The sequence below is a fragment of the Flavobacterium sp. CF108 genome, assembly GCF_900129795.1.
In the GTDB taxonomy this organism is placed as follows: domain Bacteria; phylum Bacteroidota; class Bacteroidia; order Flavobacteriales; family Flavobacteriaceae; genus Flavobacterium.
The window spans coordinates 271,989-298,365 of record NZ_FQWW01000006.1 but is presented as its reverse complement, the minus strand read 5'-3'; the positions used below and the strand labels follow the sequence as shown (position 1 = coordinate 298,365).

Sequence of the window (26,377 nt, the reverse complement as noted above, 5' to 3'; positions counted from 1 at the left end):
GAATTTAAATACAGAAAATTATGTTAATCGACTTAAACGAAGATACGTTAGCAGATTTAGTTGCTAAAAACGAAAAAGTAGTAGTACAATATTCAGCATCATGGTGTGGAAACTGCCGTATTATGAAACCAAAATTCAAAAAATTAGCAACAGAAAATGAAGCTATCACTTTTGTTTTGGTTGATGCAGAAAATTCTCCTGAATCAAGAAAATTAGCTAATGTAAGCAACCTGCCAACATTTGCAACTTTTGTAAACGGACAATTAGTTGGTGAAACTCAAACTAATAAACAAGAAGTTTTAATCGACCTTGTAAACGCAATTGCTTAAATTTAGATTGGTTAGACTTGCTTAGATTTTTAGACTTCTTAGATGTTGTCTAAATTTTAAAAAAGTCTAAAGAGTCTAAGAATGTCTAAAAATCTAAGAAATCTAAACATGAAATTACCAGTAATAAAGCAATTAACGCAATTCATCGAAGAAAACGATCAGGATTATATCATTGAAACGATTGAAGTCCTTGAAGCTATGACCGAAATTCCTTCTCTTAAAGACGAAGAATTAGATGTAATTGGCGAATTGATTTCGAATATGTACGGTGCTCTTGAAGTACACAAAATGGTTTCTCAGGGAACTGATAAAAAAGAAGCTCTAAACGCGTTCATGAAACGTGTTTTAGGTTCAATCGATAAATAAATCGACCTCTTTTTCAAGTAAAAAACAAAAAAACATGACTGAGAAAGCGTTTCATTTTTGAGACGCTTTTTTTTGTTTACATTTTTCGGTCGCAGTTTTCAGTTTACCCAATCTTTGTCAGGCTGAGCGAAGTCGAAGCCCGCGTAAAGATTATCGATTTAGATTATGGAGTTACTTTGTGTGGACTTCGACTTCGCTCAGCCTGACAAAAATGAGAATAAAAATCCGTTTAATCTGTGTCATCTGTGTGCCATATATACGCAAACCAATACGAATAAACTTCTGCCTTAATCTCACCTTAAACCCTTAACAAATACTTTTAGATTCAAATATTAATCCTTACTTTTGAACCTCATTAAAAAAAATTATCATGGCTTCAATAACATTAGGAGGAAATCCAGTTCATACATCAGGCGAATTACCTGCAGTTGGTTCTAAACTTGCTGATTTTAAATTAGTACAAAACGATTTATCAGTTGCTTCTTTGAGCAATTTCGCTGGTAAAAAATTAGTTTTAAATATTTTCCCAAGTGTTGATACAGGAACTTGCGCGGCATCTGTTAGAAAATTTAATCAGAGTGCAAGCGGATTAGAAAATACTACTGTTTTATGTATTTCAAGAGATTTACCTTTCGCTCAAAAACGTTTTTGTGGTGCCGAAGGTTTAGAAAATGTAGTAAACTTATCTGATTTTCAAACAGGATCTTTTGGTAAAACAAACGGTTTAGAAATCACTGACGGACCTTTAGCAGGTTTACACTCAAGAGTTATTATTGTTGTTGATGCAAACGGAACAATTACTCATACAGAACAAGTTGCTGAAATTGCAAACGAACCAAATTACGAAGCGGCTTTAGCAGCACTATAATATTTTCCACTAAATGGAGTTTCAAAAAGATAATACTTTTGTTACAGGTCGCTTAAAAAGTGTAACTTATGCTTTTAAAGGGGCTGTAAAATTGATAAAAACAGAACACAGCGTTATGGTACAATTCTCACTGGGAATTGTGATGACTATTGCCGGGTTCTATTTTCATATATCACAAACTGAATGGCTATGTCAAACCTTAGCCATTGGTTTGGTTTTAAGCATTGAAGGATTAAACACGGCTGTTGAAAAAATTGCCGATTTTATCCACCCCGATTACAGCAGACGAATTGGGTTTATTAAAGATATTGCTGCAGGAGCGGTATTTTTTGCCGCCATGACAGCAATAGCGATTGGTTTGATAATTTATATTCCAAAATTTATATAGGCGGAACGCAAGAATGGCAAAAACAAAAAAAGAAACTGTAGACAAAAAAACCGAATCAAAAGTCGCCAGCATTAGATCCTGGTCATTATCCAAACAACAAAAATTTGTTTTGGGCTGCCTTTTGGTACTCTTTTCTATTGCATTATTAGTTGCATTTATTTCTTTTTATGTCAACGGACAATGGCAGACAGACCAAAGTGCGGTTAGTCAGCTTGGCGACCGTGAAGAAGTAGTGCAAAACTGGCTCGGAAAATTCGGGGCTTTTCTTGCAGACTTAATTGTATACCGAGGTTTCGGTCTTGCCTCTTTTATAATTGTTCGTTTATTCTTTTTAACCGGATTATTTCTGGCATTGGAACTTTCGACCAAAAAATTAAAAAATACTTGGTTCTGGGATTTATTTGCCATTATCGTTGTTTCTATTTTATTTGGCTTTTTTGCTACTTCGGCACCAGAGCTTGGCGGAACAATTGGTTATGAATTAAATCTTTTCCTTCAGGATTATATCGGGAAAACCGGAACTTTATTAACCTTACTTTTTGGATTGATCGTTTATTTAATTTTCAAAATAAAAGTATCTCCTGAAAAAATCCAGTCTTATTTTGATTCTACTAAAAATGAATTAAAATCAGAATTAAATTCTATCAAAAAACCGCAGCAGGATTTAGAACCTGAAAGCGCTTATAATTTAGAAGAATTTGCAATTGAAGAAGATCCGGAACTGGATAATATTCATTTAAAAACAGATGATTCTAAATTTGAAATCAACAAAGAAGCTTTAAAACCAACTATCAATCATTCGTCTGAAATTGATTTAAATCCGGTTTTAAAACCTGTACAGATGAATGTAAATCCGGTAACAGAAACTCCTCCTGTACACACAGAAGAATTTGTTATTGAAAAGGCCGAAGAAGAAGATATTATCGAAGAAAACCTTGCTTCTCGCCTAGTTGCTGATTTCGGATTATTTGATCCAACTTTGGATTTATCCAATTATAAATTCCCAACTATCGATTTATTAAAAGAATATTCGACGGGTGGAATTACCATTAATCAGGAAGAATTAGAAGAAAACAAAAATAAAATTGTAGATACACTTCGTAATTACAAAATTGAAATTGCGCAGATTAAAGCAACCGTTGGTCCATCGGTAACTTTATACGAAATTGTACCGGAAGCCGGAATCAGAATCTCTAAAATTAAGAGTTTAGAAGATGATATTGCGCTTTCATTATCTGCTTTAGGAATTCGTATTATTGCTCCTATTCCAGGAAAAGGAACAATTGGTATCGAGGTTCCAAACAAGACTCCAACTATGGTTTCGATGAAGAGCGTTATTGGCGCTGCTAAATTTCAGGAAGCCGAAATGGAATTACCAATTGCTTTAGGAAAAACCATTTCAAACGAAACCTTTGTGGTCGATCTTGCAAAAATGCCTCACTTATTGATGGCGGGAGCAACAGGACAAGGAAAATCTGTTGGATTGAATGCGGTTTTAACTTCGCTGTTATACAAAAAACATCCGGCGGAAGTAAAATTTGTTTTGGTCGATCCGAAAAAAGTAGAGCTTACGCTTTTCAATAAAATAGAAAGACATTATTTAGCAAAACTTCCAGATACAGAAGATGCTATTATTACTGATAATGCAAAAGTGGTTAATACTTTGAATTCACTTTGTACGGAGATGGACAATCGTTATTCTTTATTAAAAGATGCGATGGTTCGTAATATTAAAGAGTACAACGAAAAATTCAAAGCAAGAAAATTAAACCCGGAAGCCGGACACCGATTTTTACCTTACATTGTTTTGGTTGTCGATGAGTTCGCTGATTTGATTATGACCGCAGGAAAAGAAGTCGAAGTTCCGATCGCCCGTTTGGCTCAGCTGGCGCGTGCTATTGGTATTCACTTAATTATTGCAACTCAAAGACCTTCGGTAAACGTTATAACAGGTTTAATTAAGGCCAATTTCCCTGCAAGAATTGCGTTTAGGGTAACTTCAAAAATTGACTCGAGAACAATTTTAGATACTCAGGGAGCTGACCAGTTAATTGGACGTGGAGATTTACTGTACACAAATGGAAATGATGTAACGCGTGTACAATGTGCATTTATAGATACGCCAGAGGTCGAAAAAATTACAGATTTTATTGGTTCACAAAAGGCATATGCCACAGCATATTTGCTTCCGGAGTTTGTTGGAGAAGAAACTGGCATTAATCTTGATATGGATATTTCCGAAAGAGATACCTTATTTAGAGAAGCTGCCGAGATTATTGTTAATGCGCAGCAAGGTTCTGCTTCATTACTGCAAAGAAAATTAAAATTAGGTTACAACAGAGCCGGTCGTTTGATCGATCAGCTGGAAGCAGCAGGAATTGTTGGACCGTTTGAAGGCAGTAAAGCAAGAAGCGTGAACATTTTAGACTTAAGTGCTCTTGATCAATTCTTTAATAATGAACAAAATTAATCCAATCATGAGAACAAACATTCAGGAAATCAAAAACAATTCTATCACTAACATGACTAAAAAGTGTTTTCAAATGGCAGTTATCTTGCTTTTGAGCTTCACTTCTATTCAGGCTCAGGATAAAAAAGCTAAAGATTTATTGAACGAAGTGACTGCTAAAATAAAAAGCTACGATAATATTGTTATAGATTTTAAATATTCTCTAAACAATGCAAAAGAGAATATTAACCAGGACAGTAAAGGAAATGTAACCATGAAAGGAAATCAATATGTATTGAATTTTATGGGCGTTACTAAAATTTTTGACGGACAAAAAACGTACACAATTGTTCCTGAAGACGAAGAAGTTACAGTTTCTAAAGTAAATGAAAAGGATGATAATGCTATCACGCCTTCAAAAATGCTTACTTTCTTTAATTCTGGCTACAAATACAATATGGATATCGTACAAAATGTAAAAGGAAGAAAGATTCAATACATTAAATTAGTACCAACTACCGGAAAAGATCAAAGAAAAGAAATTCTTTTAGGTATTGATGTCCAGACAAAACACATCTATAATTTGATTGAAACTGGAAAAAACGGAACAAAAACAACTTTAACCGTTAATTCTTTTAAAACCAATCAGCCATTATCAAAAAATCAATTTACCTTTGTAGCGAGTAAATACCCGAAATACTACATCAATAAATTAGATTAATCAGAAGGTTGAAAATACTAGACAAATACTTATTAAAAACATTCTTAGTTACATTTACTACGGTATTTGTAATCCTTTTTTTCATATTCATACTTCAAACAGTATGGCTATTTATATCAGAACTAGCAGGTAAAGATCTCGACTTAATATTGGTCGTGAAATTCCTGCTTTTTTCTATGCCGCGTATTATCCCGTTGGTTTTGCCGCTTTCGGTTCTTTTGGCTTCGATTATGACTTTCGGAAATTTAGCCGAGAATTATGAATTTGCGGCCATGAAATCTTCCGGAATCTCACTACAAAGAGCAATGCGGGTTTTAATTATTTTTATATTCGTTTTGAGTATTGTAGCATTTTGGTTTGCCAATAATGTTATTCCTTTTGCCGAATATAAATTTGTGAATTTCCGTAAGAATATCGCACAGGCAAAACCGGCCATGGCAATTGCCGAAGGTCAGTTTAATGATGTTGGAACCTACAACATTAAAGTCAACAAAAAATCTGGCGAAAACGGAAATATCTTAACAGGTGTAACTATTCACGAAAAGGCTAACAATTTTGGAGAAAACAAAACTGTTATCAAAGCTAAAGATGGAGAGTTAATCAGTAATGAAAAATCGAGCATTTTGAAACTGGTTTTAAATGATGGTTATTACTATCAGGATGTTACTCCAAAAAAATACGAAGACCGCGCTAAACTCCCTTTTATAAAAGGGGCTTTTAAAACACATATCATTAACATCGATTTATCTGAATTAAATAAAGTTGACGACAGTAAAGAAAGTATTGCCGGTACAAATGCAATGCTTAATGTTAATGAATTACGTTATACTTTAGATTCATTAAATAAGAATCTGGATAATGAAATTATTTCATTTTCTGAAAATATAAATCAGCGTGTTGGATTTAGAAGATCAGGTACTATGGTTACTGATAAAGCAAAAAAGAAAAAGACTTTACCAAGTGATCTTTTGTCTTTATACAACAATAAAGAAAAAGTTGATGTTCTAAAGATGGCTAGCAGTAATGTTACCAGCAACATCTTCTCTATCGAATCAACCCAAAAAGATTTAAAAGACAAGCAGCGCGATATCAATAAACACTTAACGGCTTTGTATGAAAAGTTTGTTATTGCTTTTGCGTGCTTTTTAATGTTCTTTATTGGCGCACCTCTGGGAGCGATTATCCGAAAAGGAGGACTTGGTTTGCCAATTGTTTTTGCGGTATTAATTTTTATTACTTTCCATTTCATTAATACTTTTGGAAAAAGATTATCGCAGGAAGGCGGAATGACTCCTTTTATGGGTTCATGGATGTCGTCATTTATTCTTTCCCCATTAGCGGTATTATTAACGTATCGTGCCACAAACGATAATGGATTAATTAATTTTGATGCGATAACGACCCCAATATCACAACTATTTCAAAAAATTTCCGAGCGGTTTTCACCAGCTCAAAACAAACAATAATTATGTCAACAAAAATTCAACTTAATACCATTGAAGAAGCTATAGAAGATATTCGTCAAGGTAAAGTAATCATTGTAGTTGATGATGAAGATCGTGAAAATGAAGGTGACTTTTTAGCTGCGGCAGAAAAAGTTACTTCTGATATGATCAATTTCATGGCTACACATGGACGTGGATTAATCTGTACACCACTTACAGAAAGCCGTTGCAAGGAACTTGATTTACGCGCCATGGTTACTAATAATACAGATCATATGGAAACTGCTTTTACGGTTTCTGTTGATTTAAAAGGAAATGGCGTTACAACCGGAATTTCTGCTGCCGACAGATCGAGAACTGTACAATCACTAGTTGATCCAAATACAAAACCACATGATTTAGCTCGTCCAGGACATATTTTCCCTTTAATCGCTAAACAAGGAGGTGTTTTAAGAAGAACAGGACATACAGAAGCAGCAATTGATTTTGCAAGATTAGCAGGTTTTAAGCCTGCAGGTGTTATCTGCGAAATTTTGAACGAAGACGGAACGATGTCTCGTTTGCCCGAACTTATAAAGGTGGCAAAGAAATTCGATTTAAAATTAGTTTCGATTGAAGATTTGGTTGCTTACAGAATGCAGCATGACAGCCTTATCATTAAAAAAGAAGATTTTGATATTGAAACCCGTTTTGGGACTTTTAGATTAAGAGCTTACGAGCAGACTACAAATAAACAAATTCATATTGCTTTAACAAAAGGAACTTGGAATCTTGGAGAACCTATCTTAACGAGAATTCACTCTTCGCAGGTTAATAATGACTTATTAGGAACATTGACTAACAATGCAGAGCAGCAGTTAGACGATATGTTTAAGGTTATTAATGAACATGGTAAAGGTGCGGTTATTTTTATTAACCAAGATATGACAGCTGTAAATTTATTAAACAGAATTTCTGAACTTAAAACATTACAAGCACAAGGAACATTAAAAGCACCAAAAGTAATCATAGACAGTAAAGATTACGGAATTGGGGCTCAAATCCTTCATGATATTGATATTTCTAAGATTAGACTGGTTTCGAACACTGCACAAACAAAACGTGTTGGAATGATTGGATATGGGCTTGAAATCACTGAATACGTAACTTACTAATCTTTATGGGTACATTAGAAGAAAGAATTTTAAAATCTGAAACACATATTTTTAAAGCGGTTTTCCCGAGTACAACGAATCATTATGATACTTTATTTGGAGGAACTGCGCTTCATTTAATGGACGAAGTGGCTTTTATTTGCGCTACACGTTTCAGCCGCAAAAAAGTAGTTACGATATCTACAGGTCAAATTGATTTCAAAAAGGCGATTCCGGCAGGAACTTTAATAGAATTAGTGGCAAAAGTTGATAGTGTTGGAAGAACAAGCTGTAAAATTCACGTTGATATTTTTATGGAACAAATGTATTCTGAGCTTCGCGAAACAGTAGTTTCAGGAACTTTTTCGTTTGTTGCTGTTGATGAAAACAAGAAACCAACGCCAATTTTGGACAACTTGGATTAATTTTTTCAAAAATCTCTTTTTCGGAAATACTGATAACTAGACACTTGTAAATTATTTAAAAAAAGTTTCAAAAAAAGTTTTCAGAACCGAAAAACCGTCTTATATTTGCACCCGCAATCAGACAATGATAGCGACATACTGGAGAAATGGCAGAGCGGTCGAATGCGGCAGTCTTGAAAACTGTTGACTGTAACAGGTCCGGGGGTTCGAATCCCTCTTTCTCCGCGAAGGCCCGAAAACAAAGGAAAAATAAGATTTTCAAAGTTTTCAAAAAAGGCCAAAAAGAGCGGTAAACCCTGCAAATCCAACGATTTGCAGGGTTTTTTCTTTTATACCGCTTTTCAATATTTATAAAAACACTCTAAAACTTTGTGGCGCATTCGTGGCGCATTTTCAATGGAGTGGATACCTTTTTTGCCACAAAAAGTTAAGACGGTTTTTTTAGAAATATTTATGCAAGGTTTGAGTTAGATAATTTATGAAGAGATTAATTGTAAAATAATCACCACTTTATAAATTTAAAGATATGGAAACACCTAGAAAAAGGTGGCCCCTGGAATTTAAAATCTGTGCGGTCACAATCAGCAACCAGTACAAAAGTGTACTTCGTGTAGCTCAGGAGCTTGGAGTCAGCAAAAACAGCCTGCAGCATTGGAAGAAACTTTATAAGGATGGAAAACTTACCCTTCAGCAATCATCTGATTCCTATACGAACAGGAAAGAAATATTAAGGTTAAAAAAGGAAATTAAGAACATCAAACTGGAACGGGATATTCTGGAAAAGGGTGCTGCATATCTTCTGCAGAAAAGACGTTTGCGGTATCAATTTATCAGAGAAAACGCCGATAAATTTCCCATATTCCTGATGTGCAAAATTTTTCATGTAGATCCCAGCAGCTATTATAAATGGTTAAAAGGACTTCCTACAAGCAGAGCTGAACGTAAAGTATTTATAATATCAGAGATTTCAAGAATTTATCATTGGAGTCAAGGCAGGTACGGTAGTCGAAGAATAGCCAAAGAATTAACGTCAATCAACATAAAAGCTTGCCGATCTTTTGTTGCAAAGATAATGCTGGAACATAATATGCCTAGGATTCCAAAATTAAAATTTAAAAGAACTACAATATCCTCTGCTAAATATCCTGCAGCAGCGAATTTATTAAATCAGAATTTTAAAGTCAGTAACCAAAATCAAGTATGGGTATCGGACATTACCTATATTCGAACTAAAAAAGGCTGGGCATATCTTACTGCTGTTATAGACCTCTTTGATCGTAAAGTAGTAGGATGGTCGGTAAGTGAAACCATGAAGACAGTAGATACAACTATTGCTGCCTTTAAACAAGCCTTGCGTAATCGTCCTTTAACTAGTAACCAGAAATTAATTTTTCATTCAGACCGAGGGATTCAATATGCATGTAAAGATTTTGTTTCCACATTATCAAAAAGTAACCAGATCGCCCAAAGTATGAGCAGAAAGGGCAACTGCTATGATAATGCTGTCGCTGAGAGTTTTTTCAAAACCTTAAAAACAGAATTAATTTACCAAAACAACTATACAACGATAAAAAAAGCAAAAAAGTCAGTCATAGACTATATCAAAAATTTCTATAATAGATACAGAAGACATTCCGCGCTTGGAAACCTGACAATCGAGGAATTTCAAAAACAGTATCTTATTACAAAATAGATTATATTGCTTTTATAGCAGTACATTTGAACTGCTTACTAACCTGTAACTATATCATTTAATTAAATGCAATTAAATTTGTATCAAAATCACCAGCCAGTAAATATAAATCAAAGCCAAATTTACCTTTAATACCAGAGAGGACTTTGCCAAAGATGGAACTACAATAGATTGATTACTAACTAAAAAAGGTATTTATACGTAGTGATTTATATTCTTTAATCTATAATTTTGAAAATATTGAACTTAATGTTTCAATAAATATTAAGGATCCTTTTTGCAAAAACACTTTTATTCGATTTTTATTTTTAAAATAAATTTTACAATTACGTTTTTCCGTAAAAACTTTAAATTTAAATTTCTAATTTTTGCAATTATCTTAATTAATGATTTCATTAAATAGCTAAATAAATCAATATGATTTTACATCAGAAAACACTCGAAAAGTTAAGACATCTTATCAATGAGGAAACCGAATATAGAACTGGTCCAAAACTGGTTACATTTTTCAATAATTTAGGTTTTAAAGATTCTTATGGTGAAGGTTTTCCATCCAGATGGAAATTCACTGATGAAAAACTAAGTAAAATTAATGGAACACCAGAATTGGATAAATGCATTATTCAACTCTTTGCCCCAGTAAATTTCATTGGAAACTTTACCCGTCTAGATAAAATGATTGATGATTTTAATAAATTCCTTGTTTTTGATAGTTGGAAAGTAATACGCGATGGAGCTACTATAAGTTTTAGTAAAGCTGACAAAATAATTTTTGAAGAAACAAATTCTAAAGCAAATTCAATAGAAGATGATTTTCTAAAAAAAGAATTCGATGAATTAGGATTAGATACATTGAATTTAGAAACTTCACTTACGGAAACGCTTAACCAAAGGCTTTCAGAAATCAAAAAATGTTTGAGTGTCGAAGCTCCTCTTTCTGTTATATTTTTATGCGGCAGTACTTTAGAGGGATTATTAAACGGCATTGCAAACAAACATCCTAGAGTTTACAATACAGCTCCTAAAGCTCCTACAAAAGAAGGCAGAGTAAAACATCTTAGTGAGTGGACACTAGCTAATTTAATAGAAGTTTCCTGCGAAGTTGGATACCTCAATGAGGACGTAAAAAAATTCAGTCATTCGCTTAGGGATTTTCGGAATTATATACACCCAAATGAACAGGTAAAAAATCGTTTTAACCCTGATCATCATACCTCTAAAATTTCTTGGCAGGTCCTTAAAGTTGCTATACATCAAATTAATCAAAAAATAAATAGTACTCCCCTTTCCTAAATGTTTTAAAAGTTTAAAACATTGTCTTTCTCTTTTTGTAGTGTTTTATTTAATAACTTAGGAAACTTAATTATCTTAATATATGTCTGAATCAATTCTACCTAAATTGGAAGCATCTCGTAAAGAGCTTTTAGATTTAGGAATGCGCAATACATTACTTAACTATAAGACATCCAAAGTTAAAGGCTTACAAATTGTACAAGAACAATCTTCATCGATATATGATATCTTAGTCAGGCAGAATAAAGCTATGACTTTTTTAGGACGCCCAGGCAAAGATGACGATGATGAATTACTTGAACTTCCAGAACTTACCGAACCGGAAATACAAGATGCTTATAATGATACCAGATTACAGACCAATGAAACAGAAGCCAAGCTTCAGACTAAAATACTAAATACTTATTATTTTGCTAGAACAAGCATTGAAGAACAGGGTGTCAACATGTTATATCTTGCATTAGGAATACTAAATTGGTATGAAAAAGGAAATAGTGACGATACAAGAAAAGCGCCATTAATTTTACTTCCCGTCGTACTTGAGCGTTCCAGTGCAAATGAACGTTTTCGTTTAAGGTTCAGTGGTACTGAAATCGGACCAAATCTATCATTGCAGGCAAAAATGATGGTAGATTACAACATCACTATTCCTGATCTGCCGGAAGAAGAAGAACTAGATCTTAAAACATATTACAGCATTATAAAAGAACGGATCAGCCACATTGAAAATTGGAAAGTTGAAGAGGATGCCATAGAATTAGGATTCTTTTCTTTTGGTAAATTTATGATTTATCATGATTTAGACAGTGACAAATGGCCAGAAGATAAAAAACCATTCAACCATAATATTTTACAATCTTTATTCGATACTGGATTTAATGAACCTCAACCATCAATTGGTGAAGAACATCATCTTGACAATGATACGAATGCTGACGAGCTTATGCAAGTCGTAGATGCCGACAGTTCACAAGTCATTGCAATGCTTGCTGTACATGAAGGGCGTAACATGGTAATACAAGGCCCTCCAGGAACAGGGAAATCACAAACAATTACAAATCTTATAGCAAATGCTGTCGGAAATGGGAAAAAAGTACTTTTTGTTGCTGAAAAAATGGCTGCATTAGAAGTTGTAAAACGACGATTAGACAGTGTTAACTTAGGAGAAGCATGCTTAGAATTACATAGCCACAAAGCAAACAAAAGAGAATTACATAATGAATTAAAACGAATACTTGATTTAGGCAAGCCAACAATGACTCGTTTAGAAGAAGAAATTAGATTTCTTCATCCTATGATAAACGAACTTAATCAATATTGTACTTCAGTAAATTCTGAAATTTCAAAAAGTGGTTACTCAGCACAAGAAGTGATGGGAAATTTACTAAAAATAGCAACTCATAATAAAGATTATAAATTTCCTAAAATACACGTTGAAAATATTAGCTTATGGGATTCTATAAAGATTAAAGAGGTTGAACAGCTGGCTGAAAAAATACAAGTAAGACTAGAAAAAATTGGACAACCTGAGAACTTGCTATTTTATGGAACTGATATAAAAATTTTCCTCCCAATAGATGAGGAAACTTCAAAAGAATTATTAGAAATTGTAATTAAAGATACAAATGAGGTAATAACTCTTATTACTTCCATTTCAAATTATGTTGAAATTAATCCGTCCACAGAAACAGATGCTGTTAAGCTATTATTAAAAACTATAAAAACTGCATCTGAGAATCCAGGCATCACATCTATGAATATAACCGATTCCGCTTGGCTCAATAATCAAGCTGATATTGCCGAATTATTAGAAACTGGAATTCGACTAGAGGAACTGCATACACAATATGACAATTTAGTTATTCCAGAAGCTTGGGATTATGATCTACTTGAAATCAGGCAAAATTTAATTGTACATGGCAGTAAGTGGTATAAATTTTTAATAGGCGATTATAAAAATAGTGTAAAAAAATTGTCGGCACTTCTCACAACTCAGGTACCTTCAGATTTAAACACAAAATTGGAGTATGTTAATGCTTTAATGGAAGGAAAGCGTCTTACAGCCTCTCTCCTATCTTTAGAACCTTTAGCGCAAAAATTATTTGATATAAGATATCAAAAGAAACGAACAGATTGGCAAACTGTTAAAAAAGCAGTTCAATATCTACAAGAGGTACACCTTCTTATTCAGGATGACGTAATATCAAACACATTTCTATCCTTTCTTAGCAAAAATCAGGAGTCTTCTGTTGCGGCTGACTTTTTAATTAATTTGGAGAATGCTTTAAAAAAACAAAATATTTCATTAAAGTCACTTTTAGAAAAACTGGATTTAAAAGATAATCAAATACTAAATACAAGTTTAGCAAAACAGCAAAGCTTAATAAAAAATTGGTTCGAAAATCTACCTGAGATACATCAGGCAGTATCTTGGAACGTAATGAAAGAAGAGATTGAAAGAAATGGAGCCGATTATTTGATTAGAGCAGTTTACAACTGGCCCGACGCTGTTTTGCATTTAAAAACAGCTGTACAGAAAACTTGGTACGAACATTTGATTGAGCAGGCAATGACTAATAGTGTAGAACTTCGAAAATTTGAAAGATCAAGTCATGAAGAAGTCATCGAAAAATTTAAACGACTTGATGTACTTAATCAGTTCTATAATCGCGCCAAAGTTGCTCTTAAACATTGGGAGAGTTTACCAAAACAGGAAGGTGGCGGACAAATTAATGTACTTAAAAGCGAATTCAATCGCAAAGCCAGACATATGCCGATTAGGAAACTTATGCAGGAAGCGGGACTGGCAATTCAAGCAATTAAACCTGTTATAATGATGAGTCCAATGTCAATTGCAAATTTTCTCCCTCCAAATAGTATTGATTTCGATCTGGTTATTTTTGATGAAGCCAGCCAAGTACGTCCTGTTGATGCTTTGGGTGCTATTTTACGTGGAAGACAAGTAGTTGTTGTGGGGGATACAAAGCAAATGCCTCCAACAAGTTTTTTTGACAAACTTAATACCGATACTGAAGATGAAGAAAACGTAACTGCTGATATGCAGAGCATCCTTGGAATGTGTGATGCTCAAGGTGCTCCTCAACGTATGTTGCGCTGGCATTATCGCAGTAGACATGAATCCTTAATTAACTTGTCAAACCAGGAGTTTTACGAAAATAAATTAATAATTTTTCCAAGTCCCGGATCTAGAAGCAAAATGGGTTTAGCATTTAATCACCTGCCAGATACTTATTATGACAAAGGTAAAACACGCACCAACCCTAAAGAAGCTGAAAAAGTTGCTGATGCTATCATTAACCATGCGCTAAATAATCCGAAGCTAAGTCTCGGCGTTGTTGCTTTTAGCACAGCGCAAATGCAGGCTATTCAAAATGCACTTGAAGTAAAAAGAAGAAAAAATCCTGAAGTTGAAAATTTCTTTAGGAGCCACCCTACTGAACCTCTTTTTATCAAAAATCTTGAAAATGTTCAAGGAGATGAACGAGATGTCATTTTTATTAGCATTGGTTATGGAAGAACTGCAGACGGTAAAGTACCTATGAGTTTTGGACCTCTAAATAATGAAGGTGGTGAAAGAAGACTAAATGTTTTAATTACAAGGGCAAAAAGCAGATGTGAAGTATTCACAAATATTACAGCCAGTGATATGAATCCTGGACCAAATGCGAAATTTGGTATTCGGGCATTAAAAAGTTTTCTTTATTATGCACAGCATGGGAAGTTTGAAAGCGACAAGGAAGAAATAATAACTAAACCCCAGCCATTTGAGGAAATTATTGCTCAAAGTCTTCGCGATAATGGTTATATCGTGAGAGAAAAAGTCGGCTCTGCAGGATTTTATATTGACTTGGCAATAGTGGATAACGATAATCCTGGAAGATATATTCTTGGAATATGCTGCGACGGAAAGTCTTACGAAACTGCAAAATCAGCTCGGGATCGAGATAGATTAAGAACCATAGTCCTTGAAGGAATGGGCTGGAAATTATTTAATGTATGGAGCACTGATTGGTTCCGGAATCCCCAAGGAGAGCTAAGACTTTTAATAGAAACTATTGAAAATGCTAAAAATCAAGTTGAACATAATGATGCACTTGAAGAAGAATTAATGGAAGATTTAAAAAATCTTGTCCGAGAAGAGCCTGAAGAAATTGATAATTCAATCCCCCGCTATATAAAAGCTTCTCTTCCGATTGAGGTTTGCCATCAAGAAATTCATACTTATTCCCTTGGAAAACTTGGAGCGTGGATACATGAAGTCGTCAAAGTAGAAAGTCCTGTTCATTTTGAAGAAATGGCTCGTCGAATTGCAGATGCAAATGGCATTTCAAAAATAGGAAGCCGTGTCAGAGCATCTATTACAGATGCATTAAACTATGCTATTAGAACTGGCTTAATTAAAAAGAAAGATGAATTTCTTTGGCATTTTGAAGATCATTTACCAATAATAAGAGATAGAAGTTTACTTAGTCCAAATTCAAAAAAATTAAATCTTATTTCTGATGAAGAAATGAACTTGGCAATCATTAAAGTTGTTGAAAGTTCTATCGCTATTCAGCCAGATAATGCTGTTATCTTAATTGCAAAACTTTTTGGATTTGCGAGAGTTACGGAAGATATGCGAAACCATATTTTACTATCCATTATAAAAGCAGTTAAATCTGAAATTGTAAAAAAAGATGGAGAGTTTTTAAAATTGATATAAAGATTAATTTAAATCTTAAAAACAAATGCAAAGATTACTGGAATCATATAAAACACTACTTCATTTAGGAACGCAAATGATATTTTTTAACGAAGTCTATAAAACGTACAGAGATAATGAAGATTATTTAAATAAAGTAAAATTTGAAAATCATTATGCAAAACTACCATTTGCAAAGGCCATTTCGGGTTCTCTTCAAAATTATTCTCATATAATTGCATGTTCGTTTATTGACGAATACAACAAAGAATTTACAGTATCTAAACATCCCGATTTTTCTAAAAGGTTAAAAAGGTTAAAACAAATTACTAAACCTGCATTGAAGAGATTGAATTCTTGGTCCGATTTTAAAAATTACAGAAACTACATTTTAGCTCACAATTATAGAATTGGAGATAAATCCATTTTTGCAGATGATTTTAAACCAATAATTTTTAATGTTCCTCATACCAATGCAGAAACTATTTTAGTTGTTGAGCTAATAAAAATTATAACAACATGCATAAATCTGGAATTTCCCGAATTATTAGAAGAATTTGATTGGAATGACAATGTATTATTAAAAATGAAATTTAATTATCCTGCTATAAATGTTGAAAATGAAATTGTCAATATTTGGAATCAAATAAATCTCATAAAACATAATTATTAAGATCATACAAAAAATAAATTGCACGAATCTTACTTTAACTAAAAGAATATAATTTATACGTAATTTCAAATCATTTATTTTTAATGATAATATTCAAGATCATCAAAACTTCCATTTTTTTTACAGACATTTTCATCTACGTAAAATGATTGCGCACAGTCATCTTATTTTTGTAAATAAGATTTAATTATAAAGAAAAACATAGAAATTCTAAAAGACCTACTATATCATGAATAAGTGGTCCAATCCTTGAAAATTTAAACCTTAAAAAAATATCTTAAAGCGCAAATGCGCTCAGACAACATGAACATTCAATATTAAGTATTCATGAACTATAAAAGAAAAAAATTACAATCGTTTTCCGCAAATCTCCCAGATAAACTGGAATACGGTTCCACAGCGCAGGACTTAATCAATAAAGCCTATCGCGGGGAAATAATTACCCTGGCTGAAGAGCAGTTTGTCTGTTCTGTTATCAGACAGCTAAGAGATACTGACGGAAAAATATATACTCAAATAAAAGATGTCGATTTTTGTAAAAATTATCGTTTTCGATCCACTTATATGCTTTTCTTCAAATGATCCATTATACAGCAGTATTGAAGTGCTTCAAAGAGGCTATGCCATTCATGATAGAATTAAAAAGGGTTCCATCCTGTTTTTAGGGATAAATCCATCATTTTCAGGTAATCCTAAATCTATGAGCCATTTTATTAATATTGATGAAAACCAAAAGAATCATCCTTATTTTAATAGATTCAAAGATATTTCTTTAAAAACAAAATTATCCTGGACGCATTATGATTTGTACTTTTTCAGGGAAACCCGACAAAATTTTATTCTTAAGCTGCTAAAAGATGCTGTGGGTTCCGACTTTCTTTTTAAACAGCTTGCTGTTTCTAAAAAAGTAATTCTGGATGCGCAGCCTAAGATTATTGTGGTTTCAAACGCCCTGTCCAGGCATTTTTTGGGGTTTGATAAAAATAAAGAAAAGAATACCGGCGTCTGGATGGATTTTGATTTTGTGTTTGATCAGGAAATCGGGACCTATCGAATAACCAATACAGAATTAAAAAATGTTCCTGTTTTTTTTACAAGTATGCTTACTGACCAGCGGGCACTGGACAACGGATCATATGAAAGGCTGATATGGCATATCAAGTTTGTTCTCTCTAAGCTGAATGAGAATTGATTAAATGTGCTAAACTGTCCAAACCAAGCCTTAAGAATCTTTCCGCCTTTAAAATTTATATTCATGTCACTATACAAATAACGAAAAATTTATGGTTTCACTTGATGAACATACAAGACTTAACCAGATTATCGATTTAGCCTGGGATCTTCTATTCGAAAATATAGTTTCTGGTAAAATTATCATTAATAAGGAATCTTCCTTACAGCTTCATTTATCAAAAATTATATTTGATCTGGGAAATTTATATTGCATTCTTCCCAATGAAACTTTTAAAATTGAGATGGAAACAAATTATGGAAATAAAAGCATAGATATTGTATGTGGTTTTGGAAAGACCAAAGCTGCAATCGAGCTTAAATGTTTTATGAAGGCAAGTAATCGGGCAAAAGAACTGGATTGTTATGATGCCCTGATAGATATTGAACGCCTGCAGCATTTCGATAGTTTCCAAATTAAAAAGTTTATATGTTTAACAGATAACAAATACTACTCCCAGACATTACAAAGAGGACATGGCAAAACGGTCACCTTAAATAATGGAACTATCTATCTGGCAAATGAACAGATTATTCCAGGATGGGCTGAGAAATGGAAAGTTAAACGCGATAAACCAATCGTTTTTAAAAATAATGTTACCTGTGACTGGAATTCCAGAGATCCATGGCATGTTTTAAAAGTGGACATATAAAAGTAAGAATAGATAATCTTAAAATCAGTATAACTGTAATAATAAAAATATTAGACACATGATCACAAGAGGAATTATTATTGGGAAAATAGTTGATGACCTGGCAAGCCTGAAATATCAAATTGAAACCAGAAATAAACTAGGGCAATTTGATTTGACAAAGTACTGTGAAGATTTTTTAAGGGAACTTTTAAATACCGCCTATTCTTTAAATTTACAGAATTTAAATAAAACCAGAAGTAATGTTCCAGGCTTGGATTTAGGTGATAGTAAAAATAAAACTGCTTATCAGATAACTTCTCAGAAAACATCCCAGAAAATAAATGATACCTTAGAAAAAATTACTGAAGATCAAATAGTATCTTACGATACAATAAATGTTTTTATAATTGGTGAGAAACAAACCAGCTATACTTTAAATCCGAAGCTTGCCAAAAAATATTTCTTCACACCTGAAAAAAACATTCACGATATTGATTCATTATTACGGGACATCGTCCTTCTTGATATTCAAAAATTAGAAATAATCTACACCTTGTTTCAAAGAGAATTCAGGCAGGTTAAAATTGAACTTGAACCTATCGACGAAAAAGGTAATTTTGAAAGTTCCTATTATAATGCCGTCGAATTAAAACCATCATCCCAAGCAAAAAATGGAATTAAATTAATAGGACAGCCTTCAGTTTTCGGCTACAAAAGAAGTAAGGCAGAATTGGATGAACTTTATGATAACTTGGCATCTGTTCCCCGTGTCACAAGAGAAATAATTGCATTAATTGCAGACAGAGGAAAAATGGGAGACAATTATTTCAGCTCAGGCAGCGTAAGAATTATACCTCAGGCATTAGAAAAATTTTTGAATATTTCATCTCAGGAGATGATTGTAGAAATAAATATATTAGAAAATGCCAATTTAGTGTACGTCGACGAGAATCAAATTTCAGAGAGAACTGTCTATTTTTTAACTGTCCACGGAGAAATGCTAAATAATCTCTTATACTGGATGAAAGAAAACAATCTCTCCATTAGAACATTATTAAATACTATGGACTTTACGGTATTTGATGAATAAAATTTAAAAATGATTAACATCGGAAGTATAATAGTCCATGAGTGCTTTCAAGTCTATCAGAAAATATTTTAACTGTAATTTTTTCTGCCGTTAAGAACTTGTAAAAAGAATATATTCTTTTGTTCCTATTTAGTTTTATATTACCATTATTTATATATTTAATGGTTTCAAACACATGCAAAATACAATTAAAACTCATCAACACCTGCTTTAGTTATGCAAGATTTATTTGACTCATTTGAGAAATGTGAAGATGTTAGGCATGAGAGGGCAATTCAATTCAATCGAGAATTTTTCGAGCCTGAAAGAGGTATAAATTATTACCAGGTACATCACGAAGGTTTCATTAAAAAACTATCCGCTCATGAGTTTGGGAAAACCACTTCTTCAGGTGAAAATCTTGACGCAATTATAAAATATGATCTAAGCCAAGAAGAAGCGTCCATTGTTTATATGTATACACATCATCATATTTATGAAAACTTAAATCATAATTTGAGAAATAACTTTGAAAACTTAGATGAAGATTTTAAAGTTTATAGTAATCGTTTAAATTCAGCACTTGATAAACTGCCCTCCTTTAGTGAACAAATTCTTTACAGAGATATACGCCACCCACAAAATGGAAATGATGCATGTCTGCAATATTACGAGCAGAATATCGGAAGAGCGTTAATGTTCAATGATTTTCAATCATGCCATACAGATGACAAAAGAATATCTGATGAAGAGACAGATTTTCAATTTGTAATAACAACTACAAAAAATAGTAATGCAAAAGACATACAGGAATTGACATTTGTTAATAATGAAAAAGAAGTATTATTTAAAAACAGGACTCAATTCCTAATCGAAAGGGTAGATAAAAAAGAGAACAGAGTTTATAATAAGGAAATATAGATGAGAATCCCTTCAGCCATAAGTCTAACCAATACTTAGAATTACTTAATAAAAACAGTTAAACAATATTCAATAACAGAAAGTTAAAGATGAGCAGAAGATTTGGATTGTTAATAGGAATAAATGATTATGCGGTAAACCCACTTGATTACTGCGTAAATGATGTAAATAAAATTGCAGAAGCTCTAGTTAAAAACTGTCAATTTAATGCCAATGATCTGAGAATAATTACAAGTGATCCCGGGAGCTCCAATAAAGAAATTTTAAGCCTGTTTCATAATGCCCTGGAAAGCATAAGCAAAGATTTTAATCAGGATGAAGATGCCGTATTTTTCTTTTTCTCCGGACATGGGGTTCATGAGGAAGAAGCTACTTTATTGTTTCATACTCAGTATATAAAAGTTTCTCAAATATACACCGTCGTTCAAGAGAAATTAAATCCAAAAAATCAAATTTTTGTTTTTGATGCCTGCCATTCAGGTGAAAAAATAAAATCAGCTGAAGAGGACGATTTTATGACAGAACTTTACTGGAATAAACTGGCTTCCAAGTCAGAAACTAAAACTATTATTGCAGCCTCCAGATTTGATCAAAAAGCAACAGAGAAAAGTATTTTCCAGAATGGCACATTGACCCACTATTTCTTGAAAGCAATTACTACAGCAGAAAACTACAATAACTTAGGCTTTATAACACCTACAGTGATTGCCGATTATGTGAGAAAAGAAGTCAGTTTAGATAAAGATTTCAAACAGATACCCTACACCAGTAGTGTAGATGTCGGCAGTTATCCATTTGCTTTCTTCCAATATTTAAAAACGGGCTACAAACCAGACAAGGTGCCAGAAGCAAAAACACCAGAAATAGCTAAAGAGAAAAACACAAACGAGAAGACAGTCACACATACACCTCCAACTGTCCTATTCTATGAACGGCTTACAAAGGCATTCCCTGGCGTGCGGGGTGTAAAATGGTTTGAAGGAAAAGCAGCAGTAGACGGCCTAAACAGATTTTTGTATGAGCCTTTACGTTACGACATAGCTGAAGGCTATGGTGTACTTGCAGATCCAATATGGTGGTTCAGGGGAAGCAGTGCATTACCTGTAAGCAAATTCAAAAAAATTGAAGATAACAAGATCTTACTAAATAACAGCGATGAATTAATTATAGACAGGATTGCAGTATACAATTCAAGTTCGTATTATTCCTGTTTTATCTATATTGAGACTCTGCCGGATGAAGCATCAGGTGTTAACGATATTAAAACCTCGGTATTTGACAGGCAGGTAGCCAGCAGGGGATATTATCAAGAATCTTTTGGGTTAGATAATGATATAAAAGTAACCTTCGAAGAATATCAGGACGGTGCTGCCTTTATTGATGGGGAATATACAGAACTTATTAATCCACAGCTTAGAAATAGATATCTTTCAAAATATAACGTGATCCTCGTTCCAAAATCATCTCCTCATAATACTAACCAAGGTAATTCTTTAGGTGAGCAATACATGAATTCAATACTTAGAGGAGAAAGAACACTAGAACAATTTGCTGAGGAATATGATTTACTTCCGAGAAATCATATGGACCAGTAACAGTATACTTTTCTAATACCAGGCGTTTTAATTTTAAATAAACTAAATTAAGCATGATAAAGCAACTAATTAAAGACATAGCTTATGACAGCATTTCGTTGTCCAAAGCATTAACTATAGCAAAACTGATAGCTGCAAAAATTAAAAATCAAACTTTCAAAAATTGGCTGACCAAAGAACTGGAAGGATATGAATATGATGATGTAACATTGCCTGATTACAGAAAAGTCTGGAGTCCAATAACATTAATTGCTGAATTCACATATGGAAGAACACAGCCGATTGTAGTCGTATTGACGGATGAATTTGACAAGGATGAATTTGATTTCGTCAATCGTCATCAAATTTCAGAGCCTATTTCAATTGTTGAAGAGCAGATAAAAACAATATCAAAGTCAAAAGGGTATATAAATTTACCTGCTAAACAAGTAGAGGCAATTGCTGGATTATATAGCGAAGATGTACACAGACATGGAGGAATAATTAGAACCGGGAGCAGAGAAGTAGGAAGGGTACAATACCAAAATGTCCTCGAAATGACCAAACAAAAACTTTTAGATACACTTATGGAATTAGATAACGAGTTTCCAAATTTAGATGACGCTTATAATGTCAATAAAGAGAATACTGATAAAGTTCAAAATATAATAACAAATATTTTTGGTGATAACAATCCTCTCAACATTGCGGCAGGAAATAATAACAAGCAAATACTAAATCAAAATAATTACCTTCCTCAGGAAACCGAAAAAAAATTAGAAGAATTAGGGGTTAGTGCTAAAGAAATTTTAGACTTGAAAACTATAATTGAGAGTACAGCAGACAAGCCCACAAAAACATCCAAAATAATGAAATGGTTAGGTAGCGTATCTGCATCAGTTGCAGGGAAAGGCCTCTATGAAAATCTTCCTGTTATTACAGAATTTGTTCATAACTTAATAATCTAACTGACATATAGAATTATTCAACTTATTGGATTGAATACTTTTTTTGCTACAAAAGTAAGTATTCACTATCCCTCAATTCCCCGCCACTGCCTTAAATATTTAAAATTATTTGTCATTGTTTGTCATAAAAATGCGTAATTTTATCTCTAAATTAATTCAGAATTATAACGTCAATTTAAATAGATTTAAGCCAGTCTGAAACTTTCAATATTTATAATAATAGCGAAAATCCTGATGGCAGAATCGTGGCGCAACAATTAGAAAATATTATAAATGCAGTATAAAAGCGGGATGTGACGGTTTTGTTCGAATCCCTCTTTCTCCGCTGAACTTAAAACCCTTAACTTTTGTTAAGGGTTTCTTTTTTTATAATATTATTTTCTTTGTAAATAGTTCCAAAAAAGTTTTCTCAATTGAAAAAACACCTTATATTTGCACTCGCAATCACGAAATGATAGCGACATACTGGAGAAATGGCAGAGCGGTCGAATGCGGCAGTCTTGAAAACTGTTGACTGTAACAGGTCCGGGGGTTCGAATCCCTCTTTCTCCGCAGAAGGCTTAAAAAGAGACTTTTCAAAGTTTATATAAAAGCCTAAAAAGAGCGGTAAACCCTGCAAATCCAACGATTTGCAGGGTTTTTTCTTTTATACCGCTTTTCAATATTTAGAAGTGTCTATTTCAGGATAACCGTTGACGAAATCCCGAAAGAAGCATCCACCAGACGCCAGTGGGACACTGAGCGCTGGAAAAGCTTTTAAAGCCTAACCCGTTTTGTATCTTAAATTTTATAAATCTATGGTCCTGTTCTACAACATTGTTGAGATATTTACACTGCCGGATTTTAATCTTTGAGAACGAACGCTTGTTATATACTTTGATCGTTGCGGTATTAGAACCGCTTTTATCAATGTTTATTACTCTTGGCCTGCAGTTGTTACTAATTACTTTAATTAGAAATGACTGAGCACTCATTCTCTGTCTTTTTCTGGTCAAAAGAAAGTCTACTATATTGCCTAATTTATTTACTGCTCGATATAAATAACACCAAATACCTTTTACTTTGATATAGGTTTCATCCAATCTCCAACTTGTACCCACTCTACCCTTTTTCTTCTTCATCTCTGACTCAATGATAGTTGTAAACTTATAAACCCAGCGCTGAATAGTAGCATGATCAACGACAGAACCTGATATTACTTAGAAGCAGATTCAATTAGCAAAACTTCTGGAAATCTTTTTAAATCTAATTAAAAAAAAAGTAAAAGGCTGACAAAATAATTGTAGGCTTTACTTTTTTATATTTTAATCTTCTTTATAAAGCCGCATTCATACAATAACCTTAAGTAATTTATTTTATTGGAATAAATCAATTTTATTCACAACAAAAAAACATCCATTCACGACAGAAAAACCTTCATTAACGACATCTTTTTCATTTTTTTTATTTTCAATCATTAATTTCATTTCAGAAAATAAAACCTAGAGTTAGAAAGCGTTTTCGAGATTAACCCAAAGAAAATACGAATACCATAGAAATCAAAAAAAAATTATTTTTTAACATAAAATTTATACAAAATGGGACAGTACAAAAGTCGTCAGGAATTTTTAAAAAACAATCCAAAATCAATTGCATTCGCCGCATTGGCTGAAGCAACAAAAATGCAAGACAAGATTACCAATCAAGCGATTAAACTTAGTCCAAATCAACTAGAAGGAAAGGAGGTTATTATCATCGGATCTGGTGTTGGGGGACTTACCACCGCGTATGAACTACTCGCTCAAGAGTCTGGTGCAAAAGTAACCATTCTGGAAGCATCTCATAAAACGGGAGGACGCTGCATGAGCTTACGCACAGGGGATACACTCATCGAAGATGCAAACAGTGATTTGTTCGATTCGAAACCTGGAAAACCACAAGTTGTTCGATTTAAACGCCCAGTGGGAGACTCAGAACCTTACCTTAATGCAGGTCCTGGTCGTATTCCAAGCAGTCACAAACGACTCCTTTCTTACTTAAAACGTTTTTCGGTAGACGTTGAAATATATGTGATGAACTCTGAATCTAATTTGGTTCAAAAGGACGAAAGTTTCGGAGGTAAGCCTATGGTTTACCGTCGTTTGGATCATAATACAAGAGGTTGGTTGGCGCACATGGTATACAAAAATGCAGAAGAATTACTTCGCAATTCAAAAGTGGGAATTAGTGAAAGTAATCTTAAAACACGCGTTAAAGAATTACAAAGTTTGATGATCAGTTTCGGAGAGCTTGATGTAGATGGGACCTATAGCGCAACGGCTGGATCACCTGGCTTCGAAGATGGAAAAACACGCGCTGGATATGAAGTATTACCTGGTGTTGCGGCTGGAATTGTAGCCGATGTTTTGAGTTTTAATAAATTGCTCGAATCAAAATTTTGGGAAGGCACGAAATTCTATCAACCTACAGATTTTCTTTGGCAACCTACCTTATTTCAACCCGTTGGAGGAATGGATCAGGTGCAACACGCTTTTGCTCAACAAGTGGCAGCTTTGGGAGGAAACATTCTTTTGAATAGTCCTGTAAAAAAAATAAAATGGGACTCAACTAAAGAGAAGTACATCATTTCGGTTGGACAAGTTGGAACAGAAGAACCAATCTATTACGAAGCTGATTATTGTGTTTGCAACCTTGCGATGCCTTTTTTGAAAAACATTCTAGATTCTGATCTCCTAAAATCGGGACTTGAACCTAAATTTAAAGATGCATTAAAAGCCGTTTTTGTGGCACAATTTGAACCAACACAAGCTCCAGGTTATAAACCGCGAGAAGACGGATACGTTCCACGTTTTTTAGCCTGTACCTCCAAAGTGGGTTGGCAAGCAAATCGATCTTTATGGCAAGGAAGCCCAATAAATCTCAAGACAATGGCAGTTGAAAAATCCGAAGTGGGAGTTGTACCTATTTTTGGAGGAATCTCTTGGACAGACAATGAAATTCAACAAATTTGGTATCCATCTACGGCGTATCAAGACGAAAAAGGCGTACTCACAGGCGCTTATAATTTTGATAAAGTAGCACACGATTGGGGAAAATTACCCGTTGATGAGCGACTTACCAAAGCACGAAATGATGCCAGTAAATTCGGTAAGAAATTTGCCGAAGGCTTAGAAGAAGGCGTTGCCATAGCTTGGCAAAATATGCCAAATATCAAGGGTGGCTGGGCATATTGGCAAGCCGTTGGAGATGCGAACTACTCAACGAAACAATTTAACGCTATTGCACAAGGATCTGGAATTATAGATCCGAAAACAAAAAATGCTAGCAATGCTAACTTTTTTATTGTTGGTGATCAAATTTCCTCCCTTCCTGGTTGGCAAGAAGGCGCTATTGCAGCTGCATTAAATGCAATTTCGAGAATGGCAAAACCAGAGGTTAAAATACAACCATTGAAAAATTTACCAGACACTCGTTTGATGGTGGAAGGTATCTAAATCAATTAAATAGAAATGA

The 26,377-nt window shown here is 33.6% G+C and carries 21 protein-coding genes and 2 tRNA genes; 22 read left to right on the top strand and 1 reads right to left on the bottom strand.

Annotated features, from left to right (window positions below):
- Nucleotides 1-20: 20 nt before the first annotated feature.
- The 21 genes from BUE10_RS17615 to BUE10_RS17510 all read left to right on the top strand — a co-directional run bounded on the left by BUE10_RS17615 (nt 21) and on the right by BUE10_RS17510 (nt 23,437).
- Complete coding sequence (locus BUE10_RS17615) at nt 21-329, top strand: thioredoxin family protein (RefSeq protein ID WP_007805605.1); 309 nt, start codon at nt 21-23, stop codon at nt 327-329.
- Nucleotides 330-437: 108 nt separating this feature from the next.
- A complete protein-coding gene (locus BUE10_RS17610) occupies nt 438-695 on the top strand; it encodes a DUF6952 family protein (RefSeq protein WP_042566605.1) in 258 nt (85 codons plus the stop codon).
- A gap of 370 nt (nt 696-1,065) precedes the next feature.
- A complete protein-coding gene (gene tpx, locus BUE10_RS17605; protein ID WP_073487199.1) occupies nt 1,066-1,563 on the top strand; it encodes a thiol peroxidase in 498 nt (165 codons plus the stop codon).
- A gap of 13 nt (nt 1,564-1,576) precedes the next feature.
- Nucleotides 1,577-1,951 carry a diacylglycerol kinase gene (locus BUE10_RS17600; RefSeq protein WP_073487197.1) on the top strand — a complete coding sequence of 125 codons (375 nt, stop codon included), beginning with the start codon at nt 1,577-1,579 and terminating at the stop codon, nt 1,949-1,951.
- Between the two features lie 13 nt (nt 1,952-1,964).
- On the top strand, nt 1,965-4,421 hold the full coding sequence (locus BUE10_RS17595) for a DNA translocase FtsK (RefSeq protein WP_073487196.1): 2,457 nt from the start codon (nt 1,965-1,967) through the stop codon (nt 4,419-4,421).
- Between the two features lie 7 nt (nt 4,422-4,428).
- Complete coding sequence (locus tag BUE10_RS17590) at nt 4,429-5,121, top strand: outer membrane lipoprotein periplasmic chaperone LolA1 (protein WP_082356391.1); 693 nt, start codon at nt 4,429-4,431, stop codon at nt 5,119-5,121.
- Nucleotides 5,122-5,129: 8 nt separating this feature from the next.
- A complete protein-coding gene (locus tag BUE10_RS17585) occupies nt 5,130-6,587 on the top strand; it encodes an LptF/LptG family permease (protein ID WP_073487194.1) in 1,458 nt (485 codons plus the stop codon).
- 2 nt (nt 6,588-6,589) lie between these two features.
- The gene (ribB, locus tag BUE10_RS17580; RefSeq protein ID WP_073487192.1) at nt 6,590-7,720 is read left to right on the top strand and encodes a 3,4-dihydroxy-2-butanone-4-phosphate synthase; all 1,131 of its coding nucleotides are present in this window, start codon (nt 6,590-6,592) and stop codon (nt 7,718-7,720) included.
- 5 nt (nt 7,721-7,725) lie between these two features.
- A complete protein-coding gene (locus BUE10_RS17575) occupies nt 7,726-8,124 on the top strand; it encodes an acyl-CoA thioesterase (RefSeq protein ID WP_073487190.1) in 399 nt (132 codons plus the stop codon).
- 140 nt (nt 8,125-8,264) lie between these two features.
- Nucleotides 8,265-8,349 (top strand) — tRNA-Ser (locus BUE10_RS17570).
- 301 nt (nt 8,350-8,650) lie between these two features.
- Nucleotides 8,651-9,817: an IS3 family transposase gene (locus BUE10_RS17565; protein ID WP_073487188.1), complete on the top strand. Its 1,167-nt coding sequence runs from the start codon at nt 8,651-8,653 to the stop codon at nt 9,815-9,817.
- 417 nt (nt 9,818-10,234) lie between these two features.
- Nucleotides 10,235-11,110, top strand: coding sequence for a hypothetical protein (locus tag BUE10_RS17560; RefSeq protein ID WP_073487186.1), 876 nt, complete (start codon nt 10,235-10,237; stop codon nt 11,108-11,110).
- Nucleotides 11,111-11,192: 82 nt separating this feature from the next.
- A complete protein-coding gene (locus BUE10_RS17555; RefSeq protein ID WP_073487184.1) occupies nt 11,193-15,836 on the top strand; it encodes a DUF3320 domain-containing protein in 4,644 nt (1,547 codons plus the stop codon).
- Nucleotides 15,837-15,861: 25 nt separating this feature from the next.
- Entirely contained in the window at nt 15,862-16,488 is a 627-nt protein-coding gene (locus BUE10_RS17550) for a hypothetical protein (protein WP_073487182.1), read from the top strand.
- Nucleotides 16,489-17,011: 523 nt separating this feature from the next.
- Complete coding sequence (locus tag BUE10_RS17540) at nt 17,012-17,680, top strand: hypothetical protein (protein WP_143055989.1); 669 nt, start codon at nt 17,012-17,014, stop codon at nt 17,678-17,680.
- Between the two features lie 91 nt (nt 17,681-17,771).
- The gene (locus BUE10_RS17535) at nt 17,772-18,371 is read left to right on the top strand and encodes a hypothetical protein (protein ID WP_073487177.1); all 600 of its coding nucleotides are present in this window, start codon (nt 17,772-17,774) and stop codon (nt 18,369-18,371) included.
- A 58-nt stretch (nt 18,372-18,429) separates the two neighbouring features.
- A complete protein-coding gene (locus BUE10_RS17530) occupies nt 18,430-19,443 on the top strand; it encodes an SMEK domain-containing protein (RefSeq protein WP_073487175.1) in 1,014 nt (337 codons plus the stop codon).
- 216 nt (nt 19,444-19,659) lie between these two features.
- Complete coding sequence (locus tag BUE10_RS17525; RefSeq protein WP_073487173.1) at nt 19,660-20,343, top strand: ADP-ribosyltransferase; 684 nt, start codon at nt 19,660-19,662, stop codon at nt 20,341-20,343.
- An 89-nt stretch (nt 20,344-20,432) separates the two neighbouring features.
- On the top strand, nt 20,433-21,938 hold the full coding sequence (locus BUE10_RS17520; protein WP_073487172.1) for a caspase family protein: 1,506 nt from the start codon (nt 20,433-20,435) through the stop codon (nt 21,936-21,938).
- A 53-nt stretch (nt 21,939-21,991) separates the two neighbouring features.
- Complete coding sequence (locus BUE10_RS17515; protein WP_073487170.1) at nt 21,992-22,885, top strand: AbiTii domain-containing protein; 894 nt, start codon at nt 21,992-21,994, stop codon at nt 22,883-22,885.
- Between the two features lie 467 nt (nt 22,886-23,352).
- Nucleotides 23,353-23,437, top strand: a tRNA-Ser gene (locus BUE10_RS17510).
- Nucleotides 23,438-23,565: 128 nt separating this feature from the next.
- Here BUE10_RS17510 and BUE10_RS24370 read toward each other — a convergent pair.
- Nucleotides 23,566-24,081: an IS6 family transposase gene (locus tag BUE10_RS24370; RefSeq protein ID WP_073487168.1), complete on the bottom strand. Its 516-nt coding sequence runs from the start codon at nt 24,079-24,081 to the stop codon at nt 23,566-23,568.
- Between the two features lie 381 nt (nt 24,082-24,462).
- On the opposite strand from BUE10_RS24370, the gene BUE10_RS17500 reads away from it, so the two are divergent.
- Entirely contained in the window at nt 24,463-26,358 is a 1,896-nt protein-coding gene (locus tag BUE10_RS17500; RefSeq protein WP_073487166.1) for a flavin monoamine oxidase family protein, read from the top strand.
- The last annotated feature ends 19 nt before the right edge of the window (nt 26,359-26,377 follow it).

Coding starts and splice junctions, on each gene's coding strand:
- BUE10_RS17565 (WP_073487188.1), top strand. CDS start 8,651: ATGGAAACACCTAGAAAAAGGTGGCCCCTGGAATTTAAAATCTGTGCG.
- BUE10_RS17500 (WP_073487166.1), top strand. CDS start 24,463: ATGGGACAGTACAAAAGTCGTCAGGAATTTTTAAAAAACAATCCAAAA.
- BUE10_RS17530 (WP_073487175.1), top strand. CDS start 18,430: ATGATCACAAGAGGAATTATTATTGGGAAAATAGTTGATGACCTGGCA.
- BUE10_RS17575 (WP_073487190.1), top strand. CDS start 7,726: ATGGGTACATTAGAAGAAAGAATTTTAAAATCTGAAACACATATTTTT.
- BUE10_RS17600 (WP_073487197.1), top strand. CDS start 1,577: ATGGAGTTTCAAAAAGATAATACTTTTGTTACAGGTCGCTTAAAAAGT.
- BUE10_RS17520 (WP_073487172.1), top strand. CDS start 20,433: ATGAGCAGAAGATTTGGATTGTTAATAGGAATAAATGATTATGCGGTA.
- BUE10_RS17535 (WP_073487177.1), top strand. CDS start 17,772: ATGGTTTCACTTGATGAACATACAAGACTTAACCAGATTATCGATTTA.
- BUE10_RS17615 (WP_007805605.1), top strand. CDS start 21: ATGTTAATCGACTTAAACGAAGATACGTTAGCAGATTTAGTTGCTAAA.
- BUE10_RS17560 (WP_073487186.1), top strand. CDS start 10,235: ATGATTTTACATCAGAAAACACTCGAAAAGTTAAGACATCTTATCAAT.
- BUE10_RS17540 (WP_143055989.1), top strand. CDS start 17,012: ATGTCGATTTTTGTAAAAATTATCGTTTTCGATCCACTTATATGCTTT.
- BUE10_RS17525 (WP_073487173.1), top strand. CDS start 19,660: ATGCAAGATTTATTTGACTCATTTGAGAAATGTGAAGATGTTAGGCAT.
- BUE10_RS17595 (WP_073487196.1), top strand. CDS start 1,965: ATGGCAAAAACAAAAAAAGAAACTGTAGACAAAAAAACCGAATCAAAA.
- BUE10_RS17550 (WP_073487182.1), top strand. CDS start 15,862: ATGCAAAGATTACTGGAATCATATAAAACACTACTTCATTTAGGAACG.
- BUE10_RS17515 (WP_073487170.1), top strand. CDS start 21,992: ATGATAAAGCAACTAATTAAAGACATAGCTTATGACAGCATTTCGTTG.
- BUE10_RS17610 (WP_042566605.1), top strand. CDS start 438: ATGAAATTACCAGTAATAAAGCAATTAACGCAATTCATCGAAGAAAAC.
- ribB (WP_073487192.1), top strand. CDS start 6,590: ATGTCAACAAAAATTCAACTTAATACCATTGAAGAAGCTATAGAAGAT.
- BUE10_RS17590 (WP_082356391.1), top strand. CDS start 4,429: ATGAGAACAAACATTCAGGAAATCAAAAACAATTCTATCACTAACATG.
- tpx (WP_073487199.1), top strand. CDS start 1,066: ATGGCTTCAATAACATTAGGAGGAAATCCAGTTCATACATCAGGCGAA.
- BUE10_RS17555 (WP_073487184.1), top strand. CDS start 11,193: ATGTCTGAATCAATTCTACCTAAATTGGAAGCATCTCGTAAAGAGCTT.